Source organism: Leucogemmata humicola, from assembly GCF_055379415.1.
This window is the reverse complement of sequence record NZ_AP040875.1, coordinates 569,730-591,883: the sequence shown is the minus strand read 5'-3', so window position 1 is coordinate 591,883 and position 22,154 is coordinate 569,730. Positions and strand designations below refer to the sequence as shown.

Here is a 22,154-nt window from a genome sequence, read left to right as displayed (position 1 = left end):
AAAAGGGTACGGGCGAAAAATAGCCCGTCTGGCGGACACCCACTGTCGGGAAAATGTCCGGCTGTCGGCGGGAACCCGCGATCAGCCCGCCTTTGCCGGCCCGGTCTGAAAGCCGTAGTATCTAGCCGGTCCCAGCACTCCAAAAATGGCGCGCGTACAGGGACAAGGTTGCAGGCCGCGCCAGTCTAGCCGGTACTCAATGAGAATCAGCGTCCCAACGGAAACCGCTCCGCGCGAGTTGCGGGTGGCCCTCGCGCCTGACAGTGTCTCACGGCTGATCAAGCAACAAAAGCTCGAGGTCGTCGTTCAGCGAGGAGCCGGCCTTCGAGCCGGGTTCCGCGATGACGCCTACGAGACCGCCGGCGCCACGATCGTCGCCGACGCAGCCGCTGCCCTCGCCGGATCGACCATCGTCGCCAAAGTGCAGCCGCCGAGCGCCGACGAAATCGCGCGCATGGACCCGGGAACGACGCTCCTCTCGCTGCTGCGTCCGGGTCACAGTGCCGATGTCGCCAAAGCGCTGGCCGATCGCGGCGTCAACGCGCTCGCGTTGGAACTCGTGCCACGCATCACGCGTGCACAGTCCATGGACGTGCTATCCTCGCAGAGTACAGTATCGGGCTATAAGGGAGTACTCATAGGCGCCGAAACGCTCGGAAAGTTCTTGCCGATGCTGACGACGGCGGCCGGCAACATCTCACCCGCGAAAGTCTTCATCATCGGTGCAGGCGTTGCCGGGCTGCAGGCAATCGCGACCGCGCGACGACTCGGCGGTGTTGTCTCCGCCTTCGACGTTCGGCCTGCGGCACGCGAGCAGGTGTTGAGCCTCGGCGCAACGTTCGTGGCGAACGAATTGGTGAACACGTCGGCGGAAGCCGCGGGTGGGTATGCACGCGCGCAGACGCAGGACGAACAGGCGAACACGCTCGCGGCAATCGCCAACCACATCAAGGATCAGGATCTCGTCGTCACGACGGCGCAGATTCCTGGACGCACCGCGCCACGCTTGATCACGAAGGAAATGGTGGCGTCGATGCGCGCGGGATCAGTGATCGTAGACCTCGCCGCGGAGACTGGCGGCAACTGCGAGCTCTCGAAGCCTGGCGAAACGATTCAGGTACATGACGTGACGATCGTGGCGCCGCTGAACCTTCCAGCAACTGTAGCGTTTCACGCCAGTCAGATGTTCGGCCGCAACATTGTCGAGTTGCTCAAACACCTCGTACAAGATGGAGCGCTCAAGCTCGATGTGAGCGATGAAATCACCGGCGCGATGATGATGACCCACGACGGAAAGGTGCTTCGCTAATGCAGCTTCTCGAATTGTACGTCTTCGTGCTGGCGGCGTTCGTCGGCTACATGGTCATCTCCCGAGTGCCGCCGCTGCTTCACACTCCGTTAATGGCGGCGACGAACGCGATCTCCGGCATTTCGCTCGTCGGCTCGCTCATCGCGGCGGGCTCGGCGAGAAATAACGTCGCGACGATCCTCGGGTTCATCGCCGTGGTGTGTGCGACGAGCAACATCGTCGGCGGATTCCTGATCACCGACCGAATGCTGCGAATGTTCAAATCGGGCAAAGCGGGAAGTGAGAAGAAGGAAGCGGCACGCTGATGCGCGATTTATTCATCGAAGGTAGTTATCTCATAGCGTCAGTCCTGTTCATTCTCGGACTGCGCAGTCTCACGCGCCCCGATAAGGCGCGGCGTGGCATGCAGCAGGCGGCGGTCGGAATGTTGTTCGCCATCGCCGGCACGCTACTGAACCACACGATCATCGATTACCGCTGGATCGCCTTGGGATTGGTTCTCGGTGTCGTCATCGGCTACCCGATGGGCATGTGGGTGCCGATGACCGCGATGCCGCAGCGAATCGCGATCTCGCTCACGCTCAGCGCGCTCGCCGCCACGCTCGTCGGTATCGCCGAGTACCACTCGGACGTGGCGTCGGGCGATCTGCCGAGTCGCGCGAAAATGGCGGCGATCGGATTCGAGGTCATGCTCGGCTCGATCACCGTGGGTGGAACGATCGTGGCCGCGGGAAAACTTCAAGAGTGGATCACGTCCAAACCGGTGACGTTCAAAGGGCAGAACGTCATCAACGGCCTGATCTTCCTCGGCATTCTCGCGCTGCTCGTGTACGTAGTCGTCGCTCCGATTCACGAGATTGCGTTCTTCGGAATGATCGCAGCGTCGCTGATGTTCGGCGTGTTGCTTGTCATGCCGATTGGCGGCGCAGACATGCCAGTGGTCGTGGCGCTGCTCAATTCGTACTCCGGGCTCGCGTCGTGTGCGATGGGCTTTGCGCTCGGCAACGTCATTCTGATCATCAGCGGCGCGCTCGACGGCGCATCGGGATTCATTCTTTCGATCCTGATGAGCAAGGCGATGAACCGTTCGTTCACGAACGTTTTGTTCGGCGCATTCGGCAGTGAGACGGTGGCCGCAGGCGGAAAGTCGGCGACTGGATTGACGGTGCGCTCAATTGGTATCGAAGACGCGGCGATCCAGCTCGCGTACGCGCAGCTCGTGATCGTGATTCCTGGCTACGGTATGGCCGTCGCGCAGGCGCAGCACGCGGTGCGGGAACTGGCCGAGCTGGTGGAGAAGCGCGGCGGCGAAGTGAAGTTCGCTGTACATCCGGTGGCGGGACGCATGCCCGGCCACATGAATGTGCTCCTCGCCGAGGCGAACGTTCCGTACGATAAGCTGTATGACATGGACGAGATCAACGGTGAATTCGACCGCGCCGACGTCGCGCTGGTAATTGGCGCGAACGACGTCGTAAATCCCGCGGCGCGTACGGACAAGTCGTCGCCCATCTACGGCATGCCGATTTTGAATGCCGATCGGGCAAAGAGCGTGATCGTCCTGAAGCGCGGCATGGCGGCGGGCTTCGCCGGTATCGAGAACGAGCTCTTCTACGACAAGCGCACAAGCATGCTGTTTGGAGACGCCAAAACATCGCTGACGGGCCTCGTTGCAGAAGTGAAGAACGCCTGAAACGAGGGCTAGGCAGTCGAGTGGATTTGACTGCATTTTTCGGATAGCTGGCCCGTCGTCGCTTCCCGTACGTTGCGGTCGCCCCTCACCGAGAGCAGATCATGGCGACCATGGTAGCTGAACCGCCGATGCCGATGTCCCGTCCCACCGACCCGGAAGCGTGGCGCGCAGTTGCAGCGCGTGACGCGCGCTACGACGGGCGCTTCGTCTACGCTGTGCGTTCCACGCACATCTATTGCCGGCCGTCATGCTCGTCGCGGCGTCCGTCGCGCGAGAACGTGAGCTTTTTCGATCTGCCAGCCGACGCCGAACAGGCTGGCTATCGCGCTTGCAAGCGCTGCGATCCGCGCGCCGATGTACACGAGTTGCCGGGTGTTCGGGCCATTGAACGCGCAAAGACCTTTCTCGACGCGCACACGGACCGCACCGTGTCGCTCGGCGAGCTTGCGGCGCATGCGGGGTTGAGCACGTCGCACCTGCAGCGCTCGTTCAAGCGAATCGTCGGGCTGTCGCCGAAGGAATATCAGGACGCTCATCGCGTTCAGAATTTCAAATCGCGACTCCGCGCCGGCGATACGGTGAGCCGTGCGACATACGAAGCCGGATTCGGCTCGAGCAGTCGCGTGTATGAGCGCACGGATGCACTGCTGGGCATGACGCCGGCGTCGTACCGCCGAGGGGGGCTTGGCGTACGCATTCAGTACGTCATCGCCGACGCGCCCATCGGACGCGTGCTTGTCGGAACGACCGACCGCGGTGTGTGCGCCGTTGAGCTGGGCGCAACGAACGCGGATGTGGAGCAAGCGCTGCGCACTGATTTTCCCAACGCGACGATCGAACGCAGCGACGAAGCGCATAGCGGTTGGGTGCGCGCGGTGCTCGATCGGATTCGCGACCCGCACCACGTGCGCGGCACAGACGTTCCGCTGGACGTTGACGGCACGGCGTTTCAATGGCTCGTGTGGAAGGCGCTGCGCGACATTCCGAGCGGCGAACGCAGAACGTATCGCGAAGTGGCCGCCGCTATCGGTCGGCCAACGGCGACGCGCGCGGTCGCACGTGCGTGCGCAACGAATCGCGTGGCGATCGTGATTCCCTGTCACCGAGTGGTGCGCGAAGACGGAGAGCTCGCCGGATACAAGTGGGGTGTCGACCGCAAGCGCAAACTGCTCGACGAAGAGGCCGGGTGACGCGATCGACCGAGAGTGCCGCGCAGTCGTTCACGCCGCTGCAGTGTCCCCGCTGCGGCGCGGAAGGCATCGGGCGGTACTGCGCCAGTTGCGGCAGCGCGCTCGGTCGACGACAAGATCTCTCAGTAAAGCACTTTCTAAAGGAGGCGGCGCTCGCGGTCACGGATTTTGATTCCGATTTGATTGCGAGCTTTCGCTCTCTGCTTGGTCGGCCCGGCGAACTATCGGTCGAGTATCTCCACGGCGCACGGCATCGCTTTCTTCCGCCGTTTCGCGTTTTTCTCCTGTGCAACCTCCTGTATTTCTTGGCGGTGGACCGACTGCACGTCACCGTGCTCACGGCACCGCTCAGAGTGCAGGCCGACGAGATGACGTACTCCAACGCCGCGCGGTCCGTCCTGGCAAAGCGCTATCCGCGCATTGCTGACGCGACGACACCGGCCGCGGTGCGCGACTCGCTCAAGCGGGCCGTCACGACGAAGTACGACGGCGCTACCGAGGGAATCGGCAAACTAATCGTCGTGATTCTGATTCCGTTCTATGCGCTGTTGTTCCAGGCGATGTTCGTCGGCACCAAACGATTCTTCGCTGAACATCTCGTCTTCGCAACGCACTTCGTTTCGTTCCTGCTGCTGGCCATTCCTCTCGCCGGACTTCTCTCGTTCGCCGTGAACTGGCTCGCCCTCCACGTCGGCGGCATCCGGCTGCCCGACGACGAGGCCGTCTACGGATCGGTCGTCGTCGCGATGATCGGCGTCTATGCATTCCTCGCGCAGCGCAGGATGTACGGCAGCGGCCGCGTCGCCGCACTGATCCGCACGGGCGTGGTCGCTGCGACCATCGTCCCCATGATCGTCGCGTTCAAATTCGTGCTGTTCATCACGACACTGGCGTGGATTCGATAGCGGTGAGTCGCCAGACCAGGCTAGATGGGCTCCCCGATTCAAACATTCGCAGCGTTTGGGCTGTCTGAGTTGTAGTTGAAGTAACCACTCGCATCCCGGTCGTTTCTATGCTGCGCATCTCGCGTCTCGTTCCCACTCTGCTCGTCGCCGCCGCGCTCCCGCTTGGGGCGCAGCAGGGGCGCGACGAATCGACCTTCACTTGGAACAAGTCGCTTCCAGCGAACTCGATGCTGACCGTCCTCAATGGCGACGGTCCCATCACCGTTCGCGAAGCGACGTCTGGGAGCGACAAGGTCGAGGTCCGCGCGCTGAAAGTTCCGCGATCGCGCGGATCCATTCAGGACGTGTCATTCGACGTGCGCGAAACAGCCAATGGCGTCGAGATCTGCACGCTGTATGGGGGACAGTCGTCGTGCCGCGACCGCGGTGGCTCGAACAACTCGCGCGTTCGCGTCGAGTACACGGTCGTCGTTCCGCGATCGCTGCGACTAAAGGTCGCAACGGGTAACGGCGAAATCAGCATCGAGCGCGCTGGCGCCGACGTGTCGGCCTCCACGGGGAACGGCCGTGTCACAGTCGGCCAGACCGAAGGTCGCGTCCAGGTGTCCACCGGCAACGGCGACGTTCAGGTCGACGGGGCCAACGGTCCAGTGAACGTCACGACCGGAAATGGCCGAGTGTTCGTGGCTACGTCAAAGGGCGCGGTGGATGCGACGACCGGCAGTGGCGATATCGACGTGCGCATCAAAGCGCTGCCGGTCGACGGCGACATGCGCTTCAACTCCGGCTCCGGTTCCATCCGCGTGATGTTGCCGTCGAACTACAATGGCCGAATCGACGCGACCACAGGCAACGGCAATCTCAGCTCCGACTTCGAGATCAGCATCGTCGGCCGCCTCGATTCACGCCACGTCCGTGGGACGATCGGCAGCGGCGGCTCGCTCATGCGCCTGTCGACCGGCAACGGCACGATCGAACTTCGAAAGAGCTGACAGAATCCTGGCTTGCCCTCAGCGGTGCACTCGGTAATATGTGGCGTGCTGAAATTTCACCACAACCGAGCTGGGGGCGCGCATGGCAACGACTCAGGAACGCCGTTGGTCTGAGCGGTTCGACGAGCTGAAGCAGGACGTTCGCTTCGCGTTCCGAACACTGGCCAAGAACCGCGGCTTCACCACCGTCGCGATTCTCACGCTCGCACTCGGCATCGGCGCCAACAGCGCGATCTTCACCGTCGTGAACGGGGTTCTACTCAAGCCCCTGTCCTTCCGGCAGCCCGAGCGGCTGCTGCGCGTGTGGCAGAACACGACGACGAAGGAGTCGAACCAGCCCGGCCCCATCTCGGCCGTGAATCTCGACGACTGGCGAGCGCAGCGCCGAGTGCTCGCAGACATCGGCGGCTACTGGTTCTCGGACGGTCAGAGCGGAACTGATCTCGTCGGGGCCGGTGAGCCGCAGCGCCTCGCAGCCGCGTTCGTGACTCCCGGTTTCTGGACGACGCTCGCGGTCAATCCAATGCTCGGCCGTGTTCCGCGCGACGATGAAATGGTTCGCGGCTCGAACGACAAGCTCGTCGTGTTGAGTCGCGCTTTCTGGCAACGACAGTTCGGCGCGGCCCAGTCCCTGATCGGCCAGCATGTGAACCTCGACGGCCAATCGTACGAAGTGGTCGGCGTGATGCCCGAATCGTTTCGCTTTCCATCCGCGCATGTCGACGTCTACATCCCCTTCTCGACGATCCCCGACGGCTCGATTCCGCGAATTCGTCCCGTGCGGATTCTCAGCATGGTCGCGCGCATGAAGCCAGGCGCCACGGTGACGCAGGCGAACGCCGAGTTGAATTCGATCGCGCGAGCGCTCGCCGAGCAGTATCCGGGCGACAACGGCGGTGCCGCGGCCGCCTCTGTGGCGCCGCTGCAGGAATCAATCGTCGGCAAGGTGCGAAGCAGCTTGCTCGTGCTCCTCGGCGCCGTGGCGTTCGTGCTGTTGATCGCGGCGGTCAACCTCGCAAGTCTGCTGCTTGCTCGCGCGACCACGCGCGAGCGTGAGTTGGCCATTCGTGCCGCGCTCGGCGCGGGACGGTCGCGACTCATCCGCCAGCTCTTTACCGAAAGCATGGTGCTGGCAATTGTTGGCGGCGTACTCGCGATGTTCATCGCGCAGAGCGGCGCGCAATTGTTGCTACACCTCGCCGGCGGACAACTACCGCGCACCGAGGATGTTGGCGTGGACAGTCATGTGCTCCTGTTCACCGCGCTCGTAGCAATCATCACGGGCGTGGTGTTTGGACTCGTGCCGGCAATCCGCGCGTCGTCGCCCCAACTGCAACAGTCACTTCGCGAAGGCGCACGCGGTGCAACGGCAATCACCGGCGGTTTGCGGAGTGCGCTCGTCGTTACCGAGGTCGCGCTGGCGATGATTCTCGTAATCGGCGCCGGATTGATGACGCGCAGTTTCGTGAAGCTCATGAACGTGGACCTCGGCTTCGTTCCTGAGCATCGCCTGGCGATCAATTACACAATCTCCACGACGCGACATGCGACCGGCCCCGAGATGCAGTCGACGTATCGGCAGATGCTGGACAAAGTGCGCACGGTGCCGGGCGTGGTTGCTGCCGGCGCCATTCGCGACCTTCCCTTCCGCGGCGATGGCGAGACCGTGCCGTTCCTCCCGCCGGGAGCAACGCCCGGTTCGAACGGGCAGCTGCCGACCGCCACGCTGATGTTCACGAGCGACGGCTTCTTCGCCGCCATGGGAATTCCACTGCTCTCGGGTCGCGATCTCTCACCGACCGATCGAGGAGATGCGCCGACGGTGCTCGTGATCAACCAAGCAATGGCGAAGCAGTATTTCCCAAACCGGAATCCGATCGGCCAGACACTCGGTTTCGGTAACCAGCATTTCCCCATCGTCGGAGTGGTTGGGGACGTTCGTCAAACCACCGTGGACGAAGCGCCGGCGCCGCGGATCTACGCGAGCGTGTATCAAGTCTTTCGCGTGAAGGTCAACATGGTCGTCCGCACACGTGAAGAGCCGGCCATGATGATCAAACGCATCGAAGACGGGATTCGCACGGTCGACGCGCAGCAAACGATCACCGGCGCGTTCGCGCTCGACGACGTCGTGAGTGAGGCGGTTGCGCGCCCGCGACTGCTCACCGTTCTGCTCGGACTCTTCGGCGCCATGGGACTCGTACTTGGTGCACTGGGCATCTATGGCGTGCTCGCGTATCTCGTCACGCAGCGCACACGCGAGATTGGCGTGCGACTCGCACTCGGCGCGCAGCCGAGCGATGTGCGTCGCATGGTGGTATCGAGTGGGTTGCGGCTCGCAGTGCTCGGCGTCGGGATCGGTCTCGTTGGTGCGCTACTACTCACGCGACTCATGCAGGGTGTGCTGTATGGCGTGACGCCAAACGATCCGCTCACGTTTGGTGTAGTCGCGATTGGATTGCTCGTCGTCGCGGCATTGGCGAGTTGGCTGCCAGCGCGTCGCGCGACGCGTGTTGATCCGCTCGAAGCGCTTCGAGGATAGAGCTCGCTATCCGCGCATCGCTTCAACCGGGTCGACTTTGGCGGCGCGACGCGCGGGTCCGACGCTCGCGAGAAGTGCGACGAGCATCAGGACAGCGCACGTTCCAATGAAGGTGATTGGATCTGTTGGACGCACTTCGAACAACAGCGACTGGAGTAGGCGCATGGTAACCAGCGCCGCGGTAACGCCGACCGCGGCGCCTATCATGGCGAGCGTCACGGACTGTTTGACAACCATTCCAGCGACTTGGGTGATTTGTGCGCCGAGTGCCATGCGGATGCCGATCTCGCTACGGCGTTGACTGACGACATACGCAATGACGCCGTAGATGCCGACGGCGCTGAGCGTGACGGCGATCGACGACGAGATGAGAAGCAGAAGCATCGTGAACGACATCTGCGCCATCGACCGCGAAACAACGTTCTCCATCGAAACGATGTCGGCGACCGGAACACTCGGGTCCATCTGCGCCACGATTTGGCGGACCGACGCTGTGAGTATTCGCTGATCGACGTTCGGCGCGCGGACAACGAACGTCATCGTGCGCGGTGGATTCCAACCGGGCGAGCCTGCCGTTGGCATCAGCGGCAGATACACCGCCTCGATCGGCGCCTTCTGCAAACCGTCGGCGCGCACGTCGGAAGCAACACCAACGACTGGAAAGGGCGGGAACTGGGTGTTGGTGTACGGAAGAACGTGGTGCCCGATTGCGCTTTCGTCGGCCCAAAAGCGCCTAGCGAACGCTTCGCTGACGACAACGGGCCCCTCGAGTCCTTCCACACTCGACCAAGTCGGCGAGGCGCCCGCAACGCGAATGCCCATCGCCTCGAAGTAGCCCGGGCTCACGTAGATGATCGGCATGCATTGCCCTTGCGCTGGCGTCGTTCGCCCAGCGTCGGTACCGACGGCGCTGCATCCTGCGCCGCCGTCGAGCGGCAAGGCATTCGTGTAGCCGACGCGTTTCACACCGGGCAACGCTTCCACTCGCTGCGCAAGATCTCGCCAGAACTGCTCGACCTGTTGGTATTGGCTATAGCGAGAGTACGACAGCGCAACCGTCATCGTCTGCACGCCAACGGGGTCGATGCCCGATTTCACATTACGGAGGTTGAAAAAACTCCGAACCATGAGAATCGCGGCGCTGAGCAACACGATCGCCATGGCCACCTGTGAGATGACGAGTCCGCGCCGAGCGAAATCGCGTCGACGAGACGTGGTCATCCCGCGTCCGCCTTCGCGGAGCGTCGCGACATCGACATTGGTCGACCCGAGCGGCAGCACGCCAAAGACGATACCGAAGAGCAGTGCGCTCGTGAGACAGAACGCGACGCCGGTCGCGTCGAACGTGACTTCCTCGAGTCGCGGCAGCGACTGCGGAGCATAAGCGAGTACGACGTGGAGCAATCCGTAGCCGAGCGCGATGGCGAACACGCCGGCCGCGAGACTGACCATCATGCTCTCGGCGAGATAGTGCACAGCGAGCTGCGACCGTCCGGCGCCAAGTGCGGTGCGGACTGCCACCTCGCGACGCCGCGCGTCGATTCGCACGAGAAAGAGATTTGCGACATTGGCCGCGGCGATGAGCAGCACGACGCCGACGGCGGCGAAGATGATCCAGAGAGCGCGCGCGATGGTTGGACCGAGCACCGAATCGCGCAGCGACGTCACATTCATCGCGAAGCCGACTCGCTCGATGAAGGCAGGCGGGTAGACATTTGGATATTCCTTGGCGAACGAATCCTGCAAGCGCTTGATGTCCGCGGCGGCAGCGGCGACGGTAACGCCTGGATTCAGTACGCCGATCGCGTGATGCGTATGCTCATTTTGCGGCGGCGTGTTTGGATCGAGCCAATGCGGCGTCCACACGTCGCCTTTGAAATCGGGAACGCCACTTCCAACGGGGAGCACACCGACGATCTCCAGCGACGAGCTGCCACCAAGCTGCAAGCGTTTTCCAATGATCGCCGGATCACTTCCAAAGCGCCTGACCCAATAAGCATGGGTGATCAGAGCAACGGCTGGCTGGCTGACCAACATTTCTTCCGCGTGGAAGAGCCGCCCCTTTTCAGGACGAATGCCAAGAATCTCGAAGAGACTCGTGCTGACCTGGAGGAATGGCACGCGCTCCGATGCGTGGTCGCCGTCGCCGGGAATTGGCAGGATGCCCGTGTCGTATAGTCCAAGATTCGCCAGCGCGGCGCTGTTCTTCTTGAAGTAGAGGAATTGGCCACGCGAGATGGCGTATTCTTCGCCCGCTTTCACCTTCGGCCACAGCGTGCCGATGTGGATCATGCGATCGGCGTTCGGATATGGCAGCGGCCGCAGAACCACACGGTCGAGTAGAGTGAAGATCGTCGTTGAAGCGCCGAGACCGAGGGCCAGCGTGACGAGCACGATCAGCGAGAAGGAGGGCGCGCGTAGCAGCGAACGAAGCGCGTGGCGTGTCTCGCGGCGGAAAGCGTCGAACAGTTCCATGCGATTTCTCCGGTCGAGCATCGTGTCGTCGATCGATCGTGCTTCGCTTCGATAGGCCTGATAGTCGCCGAACCGTCGACGCGCTTCGCTCTCTGCATCGGCGCGCGAGAGACCTTCGCGCTCCATGAGGTCGTCGATACGCCCTTCGAGGTGGAAGCGCAGCTCGTCGTCGAGTTCTTCGCGAATGCGGCGACGCGTGGGCGGAAGACGGAACACTCGCCGCAGGCGGTCCCAACCATCGTTGGCCCAACTCATTTCGCCGCTCCCGCGCCGCCGCTCCGCGCTGCGACGACCAGGCCGACGACCGTGGTGTAGCGGGACCAGCGGGTCAGCTCGGACGCGAGTTGTTTGCGTCCCTTCGCCGAGAGGCGATAGAACTTGGCCTTACGATTCCGCTCGGTGAGTCCCCACTCGGAGTCGAGCCAACCCTTGTCTTCCATGCGATGGAGCGCGGGATAGAGCGCGCCCTCTTCGATCTGGAGTTGGTCTCGGGTTGTCTGCTCGATCCAACGCAGCACGGCGAGACCGTGCATCGGTCCCCAGGATAGGGACTTGAGAATGAGCAGATCGAGTGTGCCGCGAACGAGGTCGAGCTCCATGAGTGGCTCCCAAGGGCGACAAAGCCTAAGAACCTTAGGCATAAGGTTCTTAGGCTTGGACAACGGTTTGGGCAAGAAGGTTGTTTCAACCCACGACTGGCACCCCGGAAGGCTTCAGGGGATCGTGTGCGTCACCTTGCCGGCGCCGTCGAGGAACTCGATTCGGGCGCCACCCAGTGAGTCGACGAGCATACGGAGCCGGGCGCGCCCGTTGGGATCACGGAGATTGACGATCGCCGATTTCTCCGGATCCCGACCGATGAATACCCGCTGCGCCGCCATCGGCACACCATTGCGCGGACTGGCCCACTTTCTCAGCGCGGCATTCCGGGCGACTGTGTCCGTGATCTTCATGATCTCCTCCTGCTCTTTGACGAGATCCATGATATCGAGGTCGGCGCGATCATACATCGAGACACCAACCGTTCGCTTTCCGTTGCGCTCGATGTAGTCGAAGTTGAGGACCTGATCCTGATTGAATTGGTCGAAGGACATGTGTGTCTGAGCGTCGACGGTGCCGTCGGGCTTCTTGGTTCCACCGAACGCCAGACCACCGTTCTCGGTGCCCTCGTCGTTGAAAAAGATCATACCCGGGCGATTGCCACCCTTGTAGCCAAACGGCTTCATCTTGTAGATGGGTCCGATCGACCGAGGCGTGTTCGAGATGACGAGACGATACTTGCCGTCTGGCTCGACGACATTGATTCGCTCGACATCGATCTCACCGAACTTCTCATGCCGCGGCGGCCGCACGAACGCCGCCGCCGAGACGACGAGCAGCATCACCGTCATCACAATCGAGTATCGCTTGAGGAATCGAACGTCGCGCTCTAGCTGATTCATACGTCAGGCCTCGTGAGAGTTCTCAGTAATTCCAGGAGTTCGTGCTCTGCCCTGCCGGCGCAGCCGCCTTGACCGACGCGCCCACTTTGCGAATGAAATCCGCCCACGTGGTCGGATGCCACGCGTGCCCCTTCATCGGCCGACCGTAAATGAAATCACCCTCGTAGTGCGGATTGGCCGTGGTCTTGAGAAAATCCTCGAACTTATAAACGGCCAGATTGAGCCAGTAGTCGTCCATGTCACCAGCCGAGAAGTGCAGCTTCCCCACGAGCTGCGATCCAATCGTCGGCCACTGCTTCTCGGCATAGGCGCGAAGATCGTAGCCGTTGTCACGCATGTAATTCGCGACATTCCGGTCGATCGTACCGGTGAGCTTGTTCCAGAGTGGAACCGGATACCCATCGGCGCCGACGGGACCGTAGACGGCCTCCCACGCCTCGAGCTGATAACCCGCCCGCCCGCGCGTGCCTAGCACTTCCTCGAACCGACTCAGTGCACGCGTGCTGATGACAGTCTGGCCGTCGACCGTGCGCTGAAAGCCACGCTCTACTGTCGTGAATGGACCCGTCGCGACCGCAAAGGCGTTCGTGTCGGTGTAGATGTTGGTCATCTGATAGCGCGTGAAGTCGATCGGATCGGGCTGAAAGATCCACGCGCCACCGTAGAAATCTGGATGCTGCAACTGCATGGCCAGCGACTGCCAACCGCTCGTCGACGCGCCTTCGAGCTGTCGTGCATATGGCTGACGAATCAGGCGAAAGTGCTCCTCGAGGTACGGAATGACTTCCTGCACGATCACGTCGCCGTACGGACCATTGTTCGCCGAATTCACAGAATACGAATCGGGAAAGTACGGCGTCTGCTGTTCCAGGGTGATCGCGACGACGCGAGGGAACGCGTCGCCGTTCCAGGCTTGGTACGTCGCGTAGCCGCTCTCAAGTCCGGTCGCCGCGTTGACGGCCGTTGGTGATCCAGACCGCGGCGGCGTGGTGCTGAACGACAGCGGCGTCTGACCGTGGCCGAGCGTGTAGACCGTGGGATAGCGAACATCAGGATGCTCCGCGTAGCCCTTGGGAAGCAGAACATGCGCCTGAATGAATATTGGGCGGCCCCAGAACTTGGTGAGCTTCTGACTCTGAATGGTCACGTGCTTGAGCCATTCGGTGTCCTGCGGTCGCGGCACGGGTGGAATGACATGCGTGATGTCGATCTTGATAGCACCGTCGCCGCCGACGTGAATTGGCGTGACATCGCTGTACAGATTCCCGACCGCGTTGCTGAAGAACTCGACCGTCCCATCGTTCATGTGCAGCCAAACCGTCTTTCCGTCCGCGCGATGCACCTGCTCATAGACGTTGATCACCGCCTGCGCGAAGTAGTCGCCCGGCGGCAGATCAACGAGCGACGACGGGTAGCCGAGCGACGACTGATCGACGGTCGCGGACTGTCCCGGGCGAAGTTGATCGAGGTCGATCGCGAACAACGCGGGTCCGCGCGGTGAGATCAGGAGTCGCGGCTCGAGGTCGCGTGCCCTCGCGATGGCCAAGACGAGACGTCCGGTAACCGGACCCGCGTGCGCCGATGACGCGAAGGTGATCTGAAAGCGCGGCACGATCGCGCCGACGGTTGATTGCACGCCCGAGAGCGCGAGGCCGGCCAGCAACGCGCATCGACGCAGCCGGCGGAGAGCGACGGGTGGGAGTATCATGCGCACCAGAATGCTACTTTCCGGGCGGATCAACAAGCGACGCAGATGACCGACGTCCAACACGACCCAGGATCGGAAGCGGCAGCGAAGCGCGTGAGTGACGACGCGATCGCGGCGCCGATGCACGTCGGTCGCGGAGAAATTCGCACCGGCACGGCGAGTTGGACGGATCGTACGATGACGGCGCGCGGCGTCTTCTATCCGGCGGACGCCAAGACGCCCGAGGCGCGCCTTCGCTATTACGCGTCGCGCTTCGCCATGGTCGAGGCAGACGCGGGGTTCTATGCGATTCCCGATCGTCAGACTGCAGAGCGCTGGGTCGAACGCACGCCGCCGAACTTTGTCTTCAACGTGAAGGCACATGCGTTGATGACTGGTCATCCAACGGAAGTGGCCCGGCTTCCCCGTTCGATTCGCGATGAGATTTCTGCGCTGCCCGACATCGGACCGCGCGTCTATGCGAAGGATCTCGCGCCTGAAATCCGCGACGAGGTGTGGCGCCAATTCCGACTTGCCGCGGAGCCGCTACACGACGCGGGCAAACTCGGCGCGGTACTGCTGCAGTTCGCGCCATGGATTCTTCCAACGCGCCACACGCCGGCAATGCTCACGCGAGCGCGTCAGCAGTTGGGCGACCTTCCGATCGCCGTAGAATTTCGGCACCCGAGTTGGCTCGAACCGCGACTTCGTGAGCGGCTCTGGAGCCAGCTTCGCGATCACGGCATGACGTACGTGGTGGCAGACACTCCGCCCGGTACGCCAACGAGCCTGCCATTGGTACCAGCTGTGACCACGCCGAACTTGGCGATCGTCAGACTGCACGGCCGGCGAAGCGAGCTCTGGGGTGCGCGCGATGCGCCCGTGGTGGAGAAATACAGGTATCTGTATTCCCAAGACGAGCTCGAGGACTGGCTCGCCGTCATCCTCGAGCTGGCTGAGCAGGCTGAACGCGTGCACGTCGTGTTCAACAACTGCTACGCGAACTATGGGACGACAAACGCGTTGGAGATGGCGGGAATGATCGAGACGCGGCGCTAGAAAAAAGGAAGGGCCGCTTTCCCTGCACGAGGAAAGCGGCCCTTCACGTCATTCACGAGGCGGATGCGGACCTAGGCAGCTTGAGCGCCGGAAGGCATCCAGACAGGTACACTCTTCAATTCACCGACGCACTCGTATCGGGCCGGCGGAAAGCCAGTCACACCGATCTCCAAAACATCGCCTCGGCGCACGGTAACGTGATCGCCAAGAGCGTCGACAGCCGCGAGAAATGACTCGCTTTCGATGACACCTTCGTGTCTCGAATCGGTTCCACTCACGGAAAAACAGAACTTCGACATCGTGAGACCTCCGTCGATCTGCTTACGACTACTGATACCCCGGATGTTCCGAAGCGTTGCAGTAGCTAGGATTGGCCCGTTCCGCCCGCACGACTGAGTATCGGCTCACTCGGCGGGGTCCTGAATCGGGGTGTTGCGATTTGGTCCACGCGCTGAATCTGCGGCCAGATTTCGCCGCCGCGCGTGGAATCGGCGTTCCACAGCCAACGCCAGACGGCAAGTCGGTCTCTACGCCGCGCGAACGGCCGATGTTTCGGCCCATCGCCTTCATCTGGCCCGTGTATCCTGATTGCGCAAACCACGCGTTCAATGCGACACGCGAGGAAGCGCAAGCGACCGACCTCTGTATTGGCGCGCTTAGAGATCTAGGAAGTCGATGAAACGAAAGAGCCGGATGAATCGGAAATGGCCAGATCAGGCTGTTTCCGATGCATCCGGCTCTTTCGTTTTCAATCTCTCAGATACCTGCTACCGCACTACTCAGGTGCCGGTACGAATCTGCAACCGATAGCGGCCGTGATTCGCCAGACCCGATGCGCTCGAGCCCGTGACCGTGATGTAGTAGATCCCGGCGGCGAGCGTCGGCTGCAAGCGCGAACAGAAGCGGCTGTTCGTCGACGAGAAATTGTCGTTCGTACCGATCACCGTTCCCGCTTGCGACGATATGGACAGGAACGTGTCAAGCTCGATGCCGAGTCCGCACGAACCGGTGAGACCCGACGTTTCGATCGTGTAGACACCCGGCGTCACGATGTTGACGACGTATACGTCGCGTACATCAGGAGTCGTGATGGAGCCCACCACGTAACTGTCGGGCGTGAGCATGTTCGCGTGAGCTGCGTCGTCGTTTGGCTCGACTTCGCTGGGCATGCCAAGGGCGATGGCAACTGACTGCGCGTTGCCATTGACGTTGAGCAGCGTTGGCGTGCCGAAGCCGCCGGCCCACGTGAAGCGTCGTCCGGGCACTCCGATCGAACCGTCGCCGCTTTCGTCGTCGCCAGCCTGAACGTAGTACGTACCGGTTGCGACGCGCGTAAACGAGAATCCGCCCGCCGCGTTGACTGCCGTTGTTTTCACGACAGCGCCCGTCGTCGAGTTGATGAGACGCGCAATCGTCGAGCGCGGCGGACCATTCTGCGATGTGAGCGCGTTGTACGCGTTGGCGATGCCCCATCCATAGGTATCACTACGCGTGGTGCCGGCCGGGCGCGTTGCAAACTGTTCGATGCGCGAACGTAGAGCGGCCGCAGTGAGCGACGGTGTCTGCGCGAGGAGGAGCGCAGCGATGCCCGATACGAACGGCGCCGATGCCGACGTTCCGTAGCCGAACAGGTACGTCGCCTTTCCGGTGGCGAAATTCCAGCCGGGTCCGAGGACGCCGCCGCCACCATTGTCGTCGAGGCGGAAGTCGCCGCCGGGCGCAGAAACAGAGATGAACGTTCCTGCATTCGAATACGTCGCGAGCGCGCCATCCTGCCCGACCGCGGCAATGCCCATGACGTTCGTGTACGCGGCCGGATAGCTCGGAAGATCCAAGCCGTCGTTGCCCGCGGAAGCGATGATGAGCGATCCAGCCGCCGACGCGGCGTTCACAGCGGCCAAGAGTGTGCTGCTCTGGCTCGACCCGCCGAGGCTCATGTTGATGATCTGGGCGCGCGACGGCGCCTGCACTGCGGCGCCGTTCGCTCCCGTTGCGGCGAGACCCGCAGCGTACAGCACGCCCTGCGCGATGTCGAAGTTGCTTCCGTCTCCGGTGATGCCGAGCACGCGGATGGGACGAATCTTGACCGTCCAATTCACGCCGGCGATACCGACGCCGTCGTTGCCAATGCCGCCAATGATTCCGGCGGTCCAGAGTCCGTGGTCACCGAGCGTGTTGTGCGCCCAGCAATTGTTGTTCGTGTCGAACTCGAGATCGTCGGGATCGGTCGGATCGGGATCCGGTCCGTCGCCGTCACCGTCGATCGTCGTGAACGTACCGCCCGCGCACAGCGTTTCCGTCGTGCCGAAACCGATCTTCGACACAAAGTCGTAGCCGTCGGCTGTCAGGTTCGCGGCGACCTCGGGATGGTCGAAGCGAATTCCCATGTCAACCGAAGCAACGATCACGCTACTGCTTCCCGTTGTAATAGCCCAGGCGCGCGGCAGGTCGAGCATGTTCGCCATCCACAGCTGCTCATAGTAGCCGGGATCGTTCGGCGACTTCGTGGCCACCGCTGCCAATGGTGTTGACGGACGTTGGTCGGCGAAGCGGGCGAGGAAGTCGGTGGACTGCGGACGCGGCGCGCCGTCGCGGATCGAGATGATCTCGTCGCGCTCGACCCAAGCCACTTCGGAATCAGCTCGCAACGCGGCCATGGTGCCTTCGATGTCGCTCGTGTCATCGAGCTTGAGGCGTGCCGCCATGAGCGCCGGCGAAATCTCGGCGTGGCTCATGGAGTGGCGCTGCGACAGGGCCGTCACACTTTGTTGAATGCGCGACGCGGCCTGACGGGCGACAGTCATCGACCGGTACGCGTTCGACGACGCGCTGGCGAGGCCGAGCACGTCGTTCTTGAAACCGACGACGATCCGGTCAGGCGAAAAGCGGCGTTTGCGTCCGCCCGACAGCGAGAGTGACGCTGCGCGCGTTGGAGCGCGAGAGAACGTGGCGTATGGGGTGCCGCCGGCGGCAGCAATCGTTCCGGTGATCGTCGCGCCATTCGTAGCGACGAACGACACGGACACGCCGCTGATTTGGGTGCTCGTAACCGTGACGACTTGGTTTCCGGCCGTGGGCGCGAGCGTCCACTTCACCGTCGACTTGCCGTCGTTGTCGCTCGTCGTGGAGGTCGGTGATACCGTGCCGCCGCCAGTCGGAGTCCAGGTGAGCGACACGCCGGACACTGGCTTACTCGCGGCGTCGAGTACCTGGACGACGAGCGACGAGTCGAGGGCCGCGGAGAGATCGCCGGACTGCCCTGCGCCGGAGACGATCTTGATGACGGCGGGCGTGTGCGGGATCGGCGTTTGTTCTTTACAGCCCGCGAGGAGCACCGCGGCGGCAAGCGCGGCGGTGATGGTGTGGCGAACGGACATTCAGCGCACCGGGAGAGAGAGAGGGCCTGTACGAATCAAGCGGTGGTCGAGCGGGGGCGTGGGAGCGGGACCATCATCGAACAATCGGTGCGCCGGCCGAGAAGTTCATTCGCCGTATGGCACCCAGACGTTCTTCACGTGCGTTGCCGCGCGGAGAAACTCGCGTCCCTCGCCGTCGTCGGGATCGAGCCATCGCCGCTCATGCCAGCTGGCCCATGTCCGCTTCATGTTCGATGCGGACGCCAGCTCAACCATCTTCACGCCGTCGCGTTGTCCAAAGTACCACATGGCCTCGACGTCGTCATGCTCCGATAGGACTTTTGAAAGAGCGTCTTTGTCACCGGTGACGATGTTGACCACACCGTCCGGGACATCCGACGTTTCGAGAACACCATAGAAGTCGGTCGCCGCAAGCGGGAGGGGTTGCGACGGAATGACGATTGTCGCATTGCCCATCGCGATCGCCGGCGCAACGAGCGAAATCATGCCCAAGAGCGGGAAGTCGTCGGGACAGGCCAAGCCAATCACGCCGACTGGCTCGTTCATGGCGATCGACACGCCGCGAATCGGAACGCTGTGAACCGCGCCGTCGTACTTATCGGCCCACGCAGCATATGTGAACAACCGCGAAACCGACGCGTCCACTTCCTGCATTGCGCGACGCGCGCCGCAGGCGGTCATAGCGTCAATTCGGCCCGCGAATTCGGCGGCCCGTACGGACAGATTCTCCGCGATGTAGTAGAGGATCTGCGCGCGACTATGCCCCGTCGATCGACTCCAACCGCCAACGGCCTTGTGAGCCGCTTCGACCGCATTTCGAATATCCTTACGATTGCCCTCGGGCGCTTCACCAACCAACTCACCAGAAGGCGAGTAGATGCGACGCGAGTACGCGCCGTCCGGGCGCGCCTGCTTTCCGCCAATGAATAGTTTCGGCGTACGATCGATCGCCGGAAGTGCGGACGACTGAGCGGCTGGTTGCGAGTTCCCCGTCGTGCGCTGTCGCACCACAGTTCCCGTCTCTCGCTTGCCGCTCTTCTCTGCTCGCTTCAAGTATTCCCACATGCCCTCGCGGCCACCTTCGCGACCAAAGCCGCTCTCGCGGTAGCCGCCGAAACCCGCCGCCGCATCGAACATGTTCGTCGAGTTGATCCACACGACGCCCGCCTTGATCTTGGGCGCGATGTCGAGCGCGAGGTTGATGCTCTCCGTCCAGACGCTCGCAGCCAATCCGTAGGGCGTGTTGTTCGCCAGTGCGACGGATTCCTCAGGCGTACGAAACGTCATCGTGACCAACACCGGCCCGAAGATTTCCACCTGCGCGATGGTCGACGACGGCTGTACATCGGTGAACAGGGTTGGCGGATAGAAACAGCCCTCCGTGGGACAGGCCCACGAGGGCTGCCACATCGTTGCTCCTTCAGTGACACCCTGTTCAACGAGTCCCCTGATTCGCTCGAGCTGCACGGGCGCGACGATCGCCCCCATGTCCACCGCTTTGTCGAGCGGCGACCCAACGCGCAGCTTCTCCATGCGCGCGCGCAGCTTGGCCACGAGCTTGTCCGCCACACCTTCCTGCACGAGCAGGCGCGAACCGGCACAACACACTTGGCCCTGGTTGAACCAGATCGCGTCGACCACGCCTTCCACGACCGAGTCGAGATCCGCGTCGTCGTAGACGATGAACGGACTCTTCCCACCGAGCTCGAGGCTGAGTTTCTTGCCCGAGCCCGCTGTCGCCTTCCGGATGATACGTCCGACTTCAGTCGATCCCGTGAACGCGAGCTTGTCGACGTCCGCGTGATTCACGATCGCAGCGCCGGTTTCGCCGTGACCGTTCACGATGTTGATCACACCCGCGGGAATTCCTGCCTCATGCACGATCTCCGCAAAGCACAACGCAGTGAGCGGCGTGAACTCGGCCGGCTTCAACACGATCGTATTTCCTGCAGCGATAGCCGGCGCAATCTTCCACGCGAGCATGAGCAACGGGAAGTTCCACGGAATGATCTGGCCAACGACTCCAATGGCCTCGTAGCCGGGAAATTCCGAGGGAAGGAGTTGTGCCCAACCCGCGTGATGGTAGAAATGTCGTGCGACGAGCGGCACGTCGATGTCACGCGTTTCGCGAATCGATTTGCCGTTGTCCATGCTCTCGAGCACCGCGAGCATTCGCGAATGTTTCTGAATGCCGCGGGCGATGGCATACAAGTATCGCGCACGCGCGTGCGGAGTGAGTCCCTTCCACTTCGGTAACGCCAGCTTCGCCGCAGCCACCGCGGCGTCGACGTCAGCAGTCGAGCCATTCGTGACGCGCGCGATGACCTTGGACGTCGCTGGATTCATGACGTCGAACAGCTCGCCGGGCTCGGTCCACTCGCCGCCGATGTAGTGGCCGAATACGCGCTCGTGCTTTCCGAGCCAGGCGAGGACTTCTTTGTCGCTCTCCGGTGCCGGACCGTACTCCATCGTTTGGAAAATCTCTGCGACTGTTGCCATGGTATGGATTGGCGTGTGGCTCAAGGCATAGGATGACGATGCGCCGCGGCGTACCGACCCGTGATGAAATGCTCGAGCTGCCGTTCGATGTCCGTGAGGAGCGCGCTCGCGCCGAAGCGAAAGAGATCGGGCCGGAGCCACCGATCACCAAGCTCCTCTTTCATCAGATACAGGAAATCCAAAGCAGTCTTCGCGGCGCGGATTCCGCCGGCCGGTTTGAAGCCAACTGCGAAACCGGTCTGCTCGAAGTACTCGCGAATCATTCGGCACATCACGATGCCAAACGGAATCGTCGCGTTGACGCCTTCCTTGCCCGTGGATGTCTTGATGAAATCGGCGCCGGCCTGCATAGCGACCATGCTCGCTCGCGCAACGTTGCCGAGCGTCGCGAGTTCGCCGGTGGCGAGAATCGCCTTCATGTGCGCGTCGCCGCACGCTTCGCGGAAACGACGCACCTCATCGTACAGCGCTTCGTAATTGCCCGTGAGCACGTGCGCGCGCGTAATGACGATGTCGATTTCTTTGGCGCCCGCCGCGACCGATGCGTGAATCTCTTCAATTCGCTGTTCGATCGGACTCAGGCCGGCGGGAAAGCCCGTCGACACCGCGGCGACCGGAATGCCCGATCCCTCGAGCGCTTCAACAGCCGTGGGGACAAGTGAGTGGTACACGCACACCGCCCCGACTTTGATGCCGAGTTCCGCTACGCCGAGCGATTCGGTGAGATCGTCGCGCAGCGGGTGGCGAGCTTTTGCGCATAGACGTCGAACGTTGCCGGGCGTGTCGTCGCCAGACAGCGTCGTGAGATCCATGAGCGTGATGGCGCGAAGCAGCCACGCGGCCTGCCACTCCTTTTTCACGGTGCGACGCGTCGGGATGGTCGCGGCACGTCGTTCGACTGCACTGCGGTTCACGCGGATCGCACGCACGACATCGAGGTCGAGCGGCATGCCAGGATTGCGCTCGACGTGATCGTCCGGAAGC

15 protein-coding genes are annotated in these 22,154 nt (G+C 62.4%); 8 read left to right on the top strand and 7 right to left on the bottom strand.

Features of this window, described 5'->3' with window-relative positions:
* Positions 1-199 precede the first annotated feature (199 nt).
* The 7 genes from AC6H4Z_RS02315 (at position 200) to AC6H4Z_RS02285 (ending at position 8,631) form a co-directional block, all read left to right on the top strand.
* Positions 200-1,309, top strand: a complete 1,110-nt coding sequence (locus AC6H4Z_RS02315; RefSeq protein ID WP_497545121.1) for a Re/Si-specific NAD(P)(+) transhydrogenase subunit alpha — start codon at positions 200-202, stop codon at positions 1,307-1,309.
* Positions 1,309-1,614: an NAD(P) transhydrogenase subunit alpha part 2 gene (locus AC6H4Z_RS02310; RefSeq protein ID WP_497545120.1), complete on the top strand. Its 306-nt coding sequence runs from the start codon at positions 1,309-1,311 to the stop codon at positions 1,612-1,614. Before AC6H4Z_RS02315 ends, AC6H4Z_RS02310 begins: the two co-directional genes overlap by 1 nt.
* Positions 1,614-3,002 (top strand): NAD(P)(+) transhydrogenase (Re/Si-specific) subunit beta, encoded by a 1,389-nt coding sequence (locus AC6H4Z_RS02305; RefSeq protein ID WP_497545119.1) that lies wholly within the window; start codon positions 1,614-1,616, stop codon positions 3,000-3,002. Before AC6H4Z_RS02310 ends, AC6H4Z_RS02305 begins: the two co-directional genes overlap by 1 nt.
* Before the next feature lie 101 nt (positions 3,003-3,103).
* Positions 3,104-4,192 (top strand): bifunctional DNA-binding transcriptional regulator/O6-methylguanine-DNA methyltransferase Ada, encoded by a 1,089-nt coding sequence (gene ada, locus AC6H4Z_RS02300; RefSeq protein WP_497545118.1) that lies wholly within the window; start codon positions 3,104-3,106, stop codon positions 4,190-4,192.
* Complete coding sequence (locus AC6H4Z_RS02295) at positions 4,189-5,097, top strand: DUF3667 domain-containing protein (RefSeq protein ID WP_497545117.1); 909 nt, start codon at positions 4,189-4,191, stop codon at positions 5,095-5,097. Before ada ends, AC6H4Z_RS02295 begins: the two co-directional genes overlap by 4 nt.
* Positions 5,098-5,204: 107 nt before the next feature.
* Positions 5,205-6,089 (top strand): DUF4097 family beta strand repeat-containing protein, encoded by an 885-nt coding sequence (locus AC6H4Z_RS02290; RefSeq protein WP_497545116.1) that lies wholly within the window; start codon positions 5,205-5,207, stop codon positions 6,087-6,089.
* An 82-nt stretch (positions 6,090-6,171) separates the two neighbouring features.
* Positions 6,172-8,631: an ABC transporter permease gene (locus AC6H4Z_RS02285; protein ID WP_497545115.1), complete on the top strand. Its 2,460-nt coding sequence runs from the start codon at positions 6,172-6,174 to the stop codon at positions 8,629-8,631.
* Positions 8,632-8,637: 6 nt separating this feature from the next.
* On the opposite strand, the gene AC6H4Z_RS02280 is transcribed toward AC6H4Z_RS02285, so the two are convergent.
* The 4 genes from AC6H4Z_RS02280 to AC6H4Z_RS02265 all read right to left on the bottom strand — a co-directional run bounded on the left by AC6H4Z_RS02280 (position 8,638) and on the right by AC6H4Z_RS02265 (position 14,256).
* Positions 8,638-11,361: an ABC transporter permease gene (locus AC6H4Z_RS02280; RefSeq protein WP_497545114.1), complete on the bottom strand. Its 2,724-nt coding sequence runs from the start codon at positions 11,359-11,361 to the stop codon at positions 8,638-8,640.
* Positions 11,358-11,705, bottom strand: a complete 348-nt coding sequence (locus AC6H4Z_RS02275) for a PadR family transcriptional regulator (RefSeq protein ID WP_497545113.1) — start codon at positions 11,703-11,705, stop codon at positions 11,358-11,360. The genes AC6H4Z_RS02280 and AC6H4Z_RS02275 overlap by 4 nt, the downstream gene beginning before the upstream one ends.
* A 114-nt stretch (positions 11,706-11,819) precedes the next feature.
* Positions 11,820-12,548 carry a hypothetical protein gene (locus AC6H4Z_RS02270; RefSeq protein ID WP_497545112.1) on the bottom strand — a complete coding sequence of 243 codons (729 nt, stop codon included), beginning with the start codon at positions 12,546-12,548 and terminating at the stop codon, positions 11,820-11,822.
* Between the two features lie 22 nt (positions 12,549-12,570).
* Positions 12,571-14,256: an alpha/beta hydrolase-fold protein gene (locus tag AC6H4Z_RS02265; protein WP_497545111.1), complete on the bottom strand. Its 1,686-nt coding sequence runs from the start codon at positions 14,254-14,256 to the stop codon at positions 12,571-12,573.
* A 45-nt stretch (positions 14,257-14,301) separates the two neighbouring features.
* Here AC6H4Z_RS02265 and AC6H4Z_RS02260 point away from each other — a divergent pair, with 45 nt between their 5' ends.
* Positions 14,302-15,294: a DUF72 domain-containing protein gene (locus AC6H4Z_RS02260; RefSeq protein WP_497545110.1), complete on the top strand. Its 993-nt coding sequence runs from the start codon at positions 14,302-14,304 to the stop codon at positions 15,292-15,294.
* Between the two features lie 779 nt (positions 15,295-16,073).
* On the opposite strand, the gene AC6H4Z_RS02255 is transcribed toward AC6H4Z_RS02260, so the two are convergent.
* From AC6H4Z_RS02255 to deoC, 3 genes are all read right to left on the bottom strand, one after another.
* On the bottom strand, positions 16,074-18,671 hold the full coding sequence (locus AC6H4Z_RS02255; protein ID WP_497545109.1) for a S8 family serine peptidase: 2,598 nt from the start codon (positions 18,669-18,671) through the stop codon (positions 16,074-16,076).
* 105 nt (positions 18,672-18,776) lie between these two features.
* Entirely contained in the window at positions 18,777-21,170 is a 2,394-nt protein-coding gene (locus AC6H4Z_RS02250; protein WP_497545108.1) for an aldehyde dehydrogenase family protein, read from the bottom strand.
* Between the two features lie 20 nt (positions 21,171-21,190).
* Complete coding sequence (gene deoC, locus AC6H4Z_RS02245) at positions 21,191-22,120, bottom strand: deoxyribose-phosphate aldolase (protein WP_497547002.1); 930 nt, start codon at positions 22,118-22,120, stop codon at positions 21,191-21,193.
* Between the last annotated feature and the right edge of the window lie 34 nt (positions 22,121-22,154).

Coding starts and splice junctions, on each gene's coding strand:
- AC6H4Z_RS02315 (WP_497545121.1), top strand. CDS start 200: ATGAGAATCAGCGTCCCAACGGAAACCGCTCCGCGCGAGTTGCGGGTG.
- AC6H4Z_RS02310 (WP_497545120.1), top strand. CDS start 1,309: ATGCAGCTTCTCGAATTGTACGTCTTCGTGCTGGCGGCGTTCGTCGGC.
- AC6H4Z_RS02305 (WP_497545119.1), top strand. CDS start 1,614: ATGCGCGATTTATTCATCGAAGGTAGTTATCTCATAGCGTCAGTCCTG.
- ada (WP_497545118.1), top strand. CDS start 3,104: ATGGCGACCATGGTAGCTGAACCGCCGATGCCGATGTCCCGTCCCACC.
- AC6H4Z_RS02290 (WP_497545116.1), top strand. CDS start 5,205: ATGCTGCGCATCTCGCGTCTCGTTCCCACTCTGCTCGTCGCCGCCGCG.
- AC6H4Z_RS02285 (WP_497545115.1), top strand. CDS start 6,172: ATGGCAACGACTCAGGAACGCCGTTGGTCTGAGCGGTTCGACGAGCTG.
- AC6H4Z_RS02280 (WP_497545114.1), bottom strand. CDS start 11,361: ATGAGTTGGGCCAACGATGGTTGGGACCGCCTGCGGCGAGTGTTCCGT.
- AC6H4Z_RS02275 (WP_497545113.1), bottom strand. CDS start 11,705: ATGGAGCTCGACCTCGTTCGCGGCACACTCGATCTGCTCATTCTCAAG.
- AC6H4Z_RS02270 (WP_497545112.1), bottom strand. CDS start 12,548: ATGAATCAGCTAGAGCGCGACGTTCGATTCCTCAAGCGATACTCGATT.
- AC6H4Z_RS02265 (WP_497545111.1), bottom strand. CDS start 14,256: ATGATACTCCCACCCGTCGCTCTCCGCCGGCTGCGTCGATGCGCGTTG.
- AC6H4Z_RS02260 (WP_497545110.1), top strand. CDS start 14,302: ATGACCGACGTCCAACACGACCCAGGATCGGAAGCGGCAGCGAAGCGC.
- AC6H4Z_RS02255 (WP_497545109.1), bottom strand. CDS start 18,671: ATGTCCGTTCGCCACACCATCACCGCCGCGCTTGCCGCCGCGGTGCTC.
- AC6H4Z_RS02250 (WP_497545108.1), bottom strand. CDS start 21,170: ATGGCAACAGTCGCAGAGATTTTCCAAACGATGGAGTACGGTCCGGCA.
- deoC (WP_497547002.1), bottom strand. CDS start 22,120: ATGCCGCTCGACCTCGATGTCGTGCGTGCGATCCGCGTGAACCGCAGT.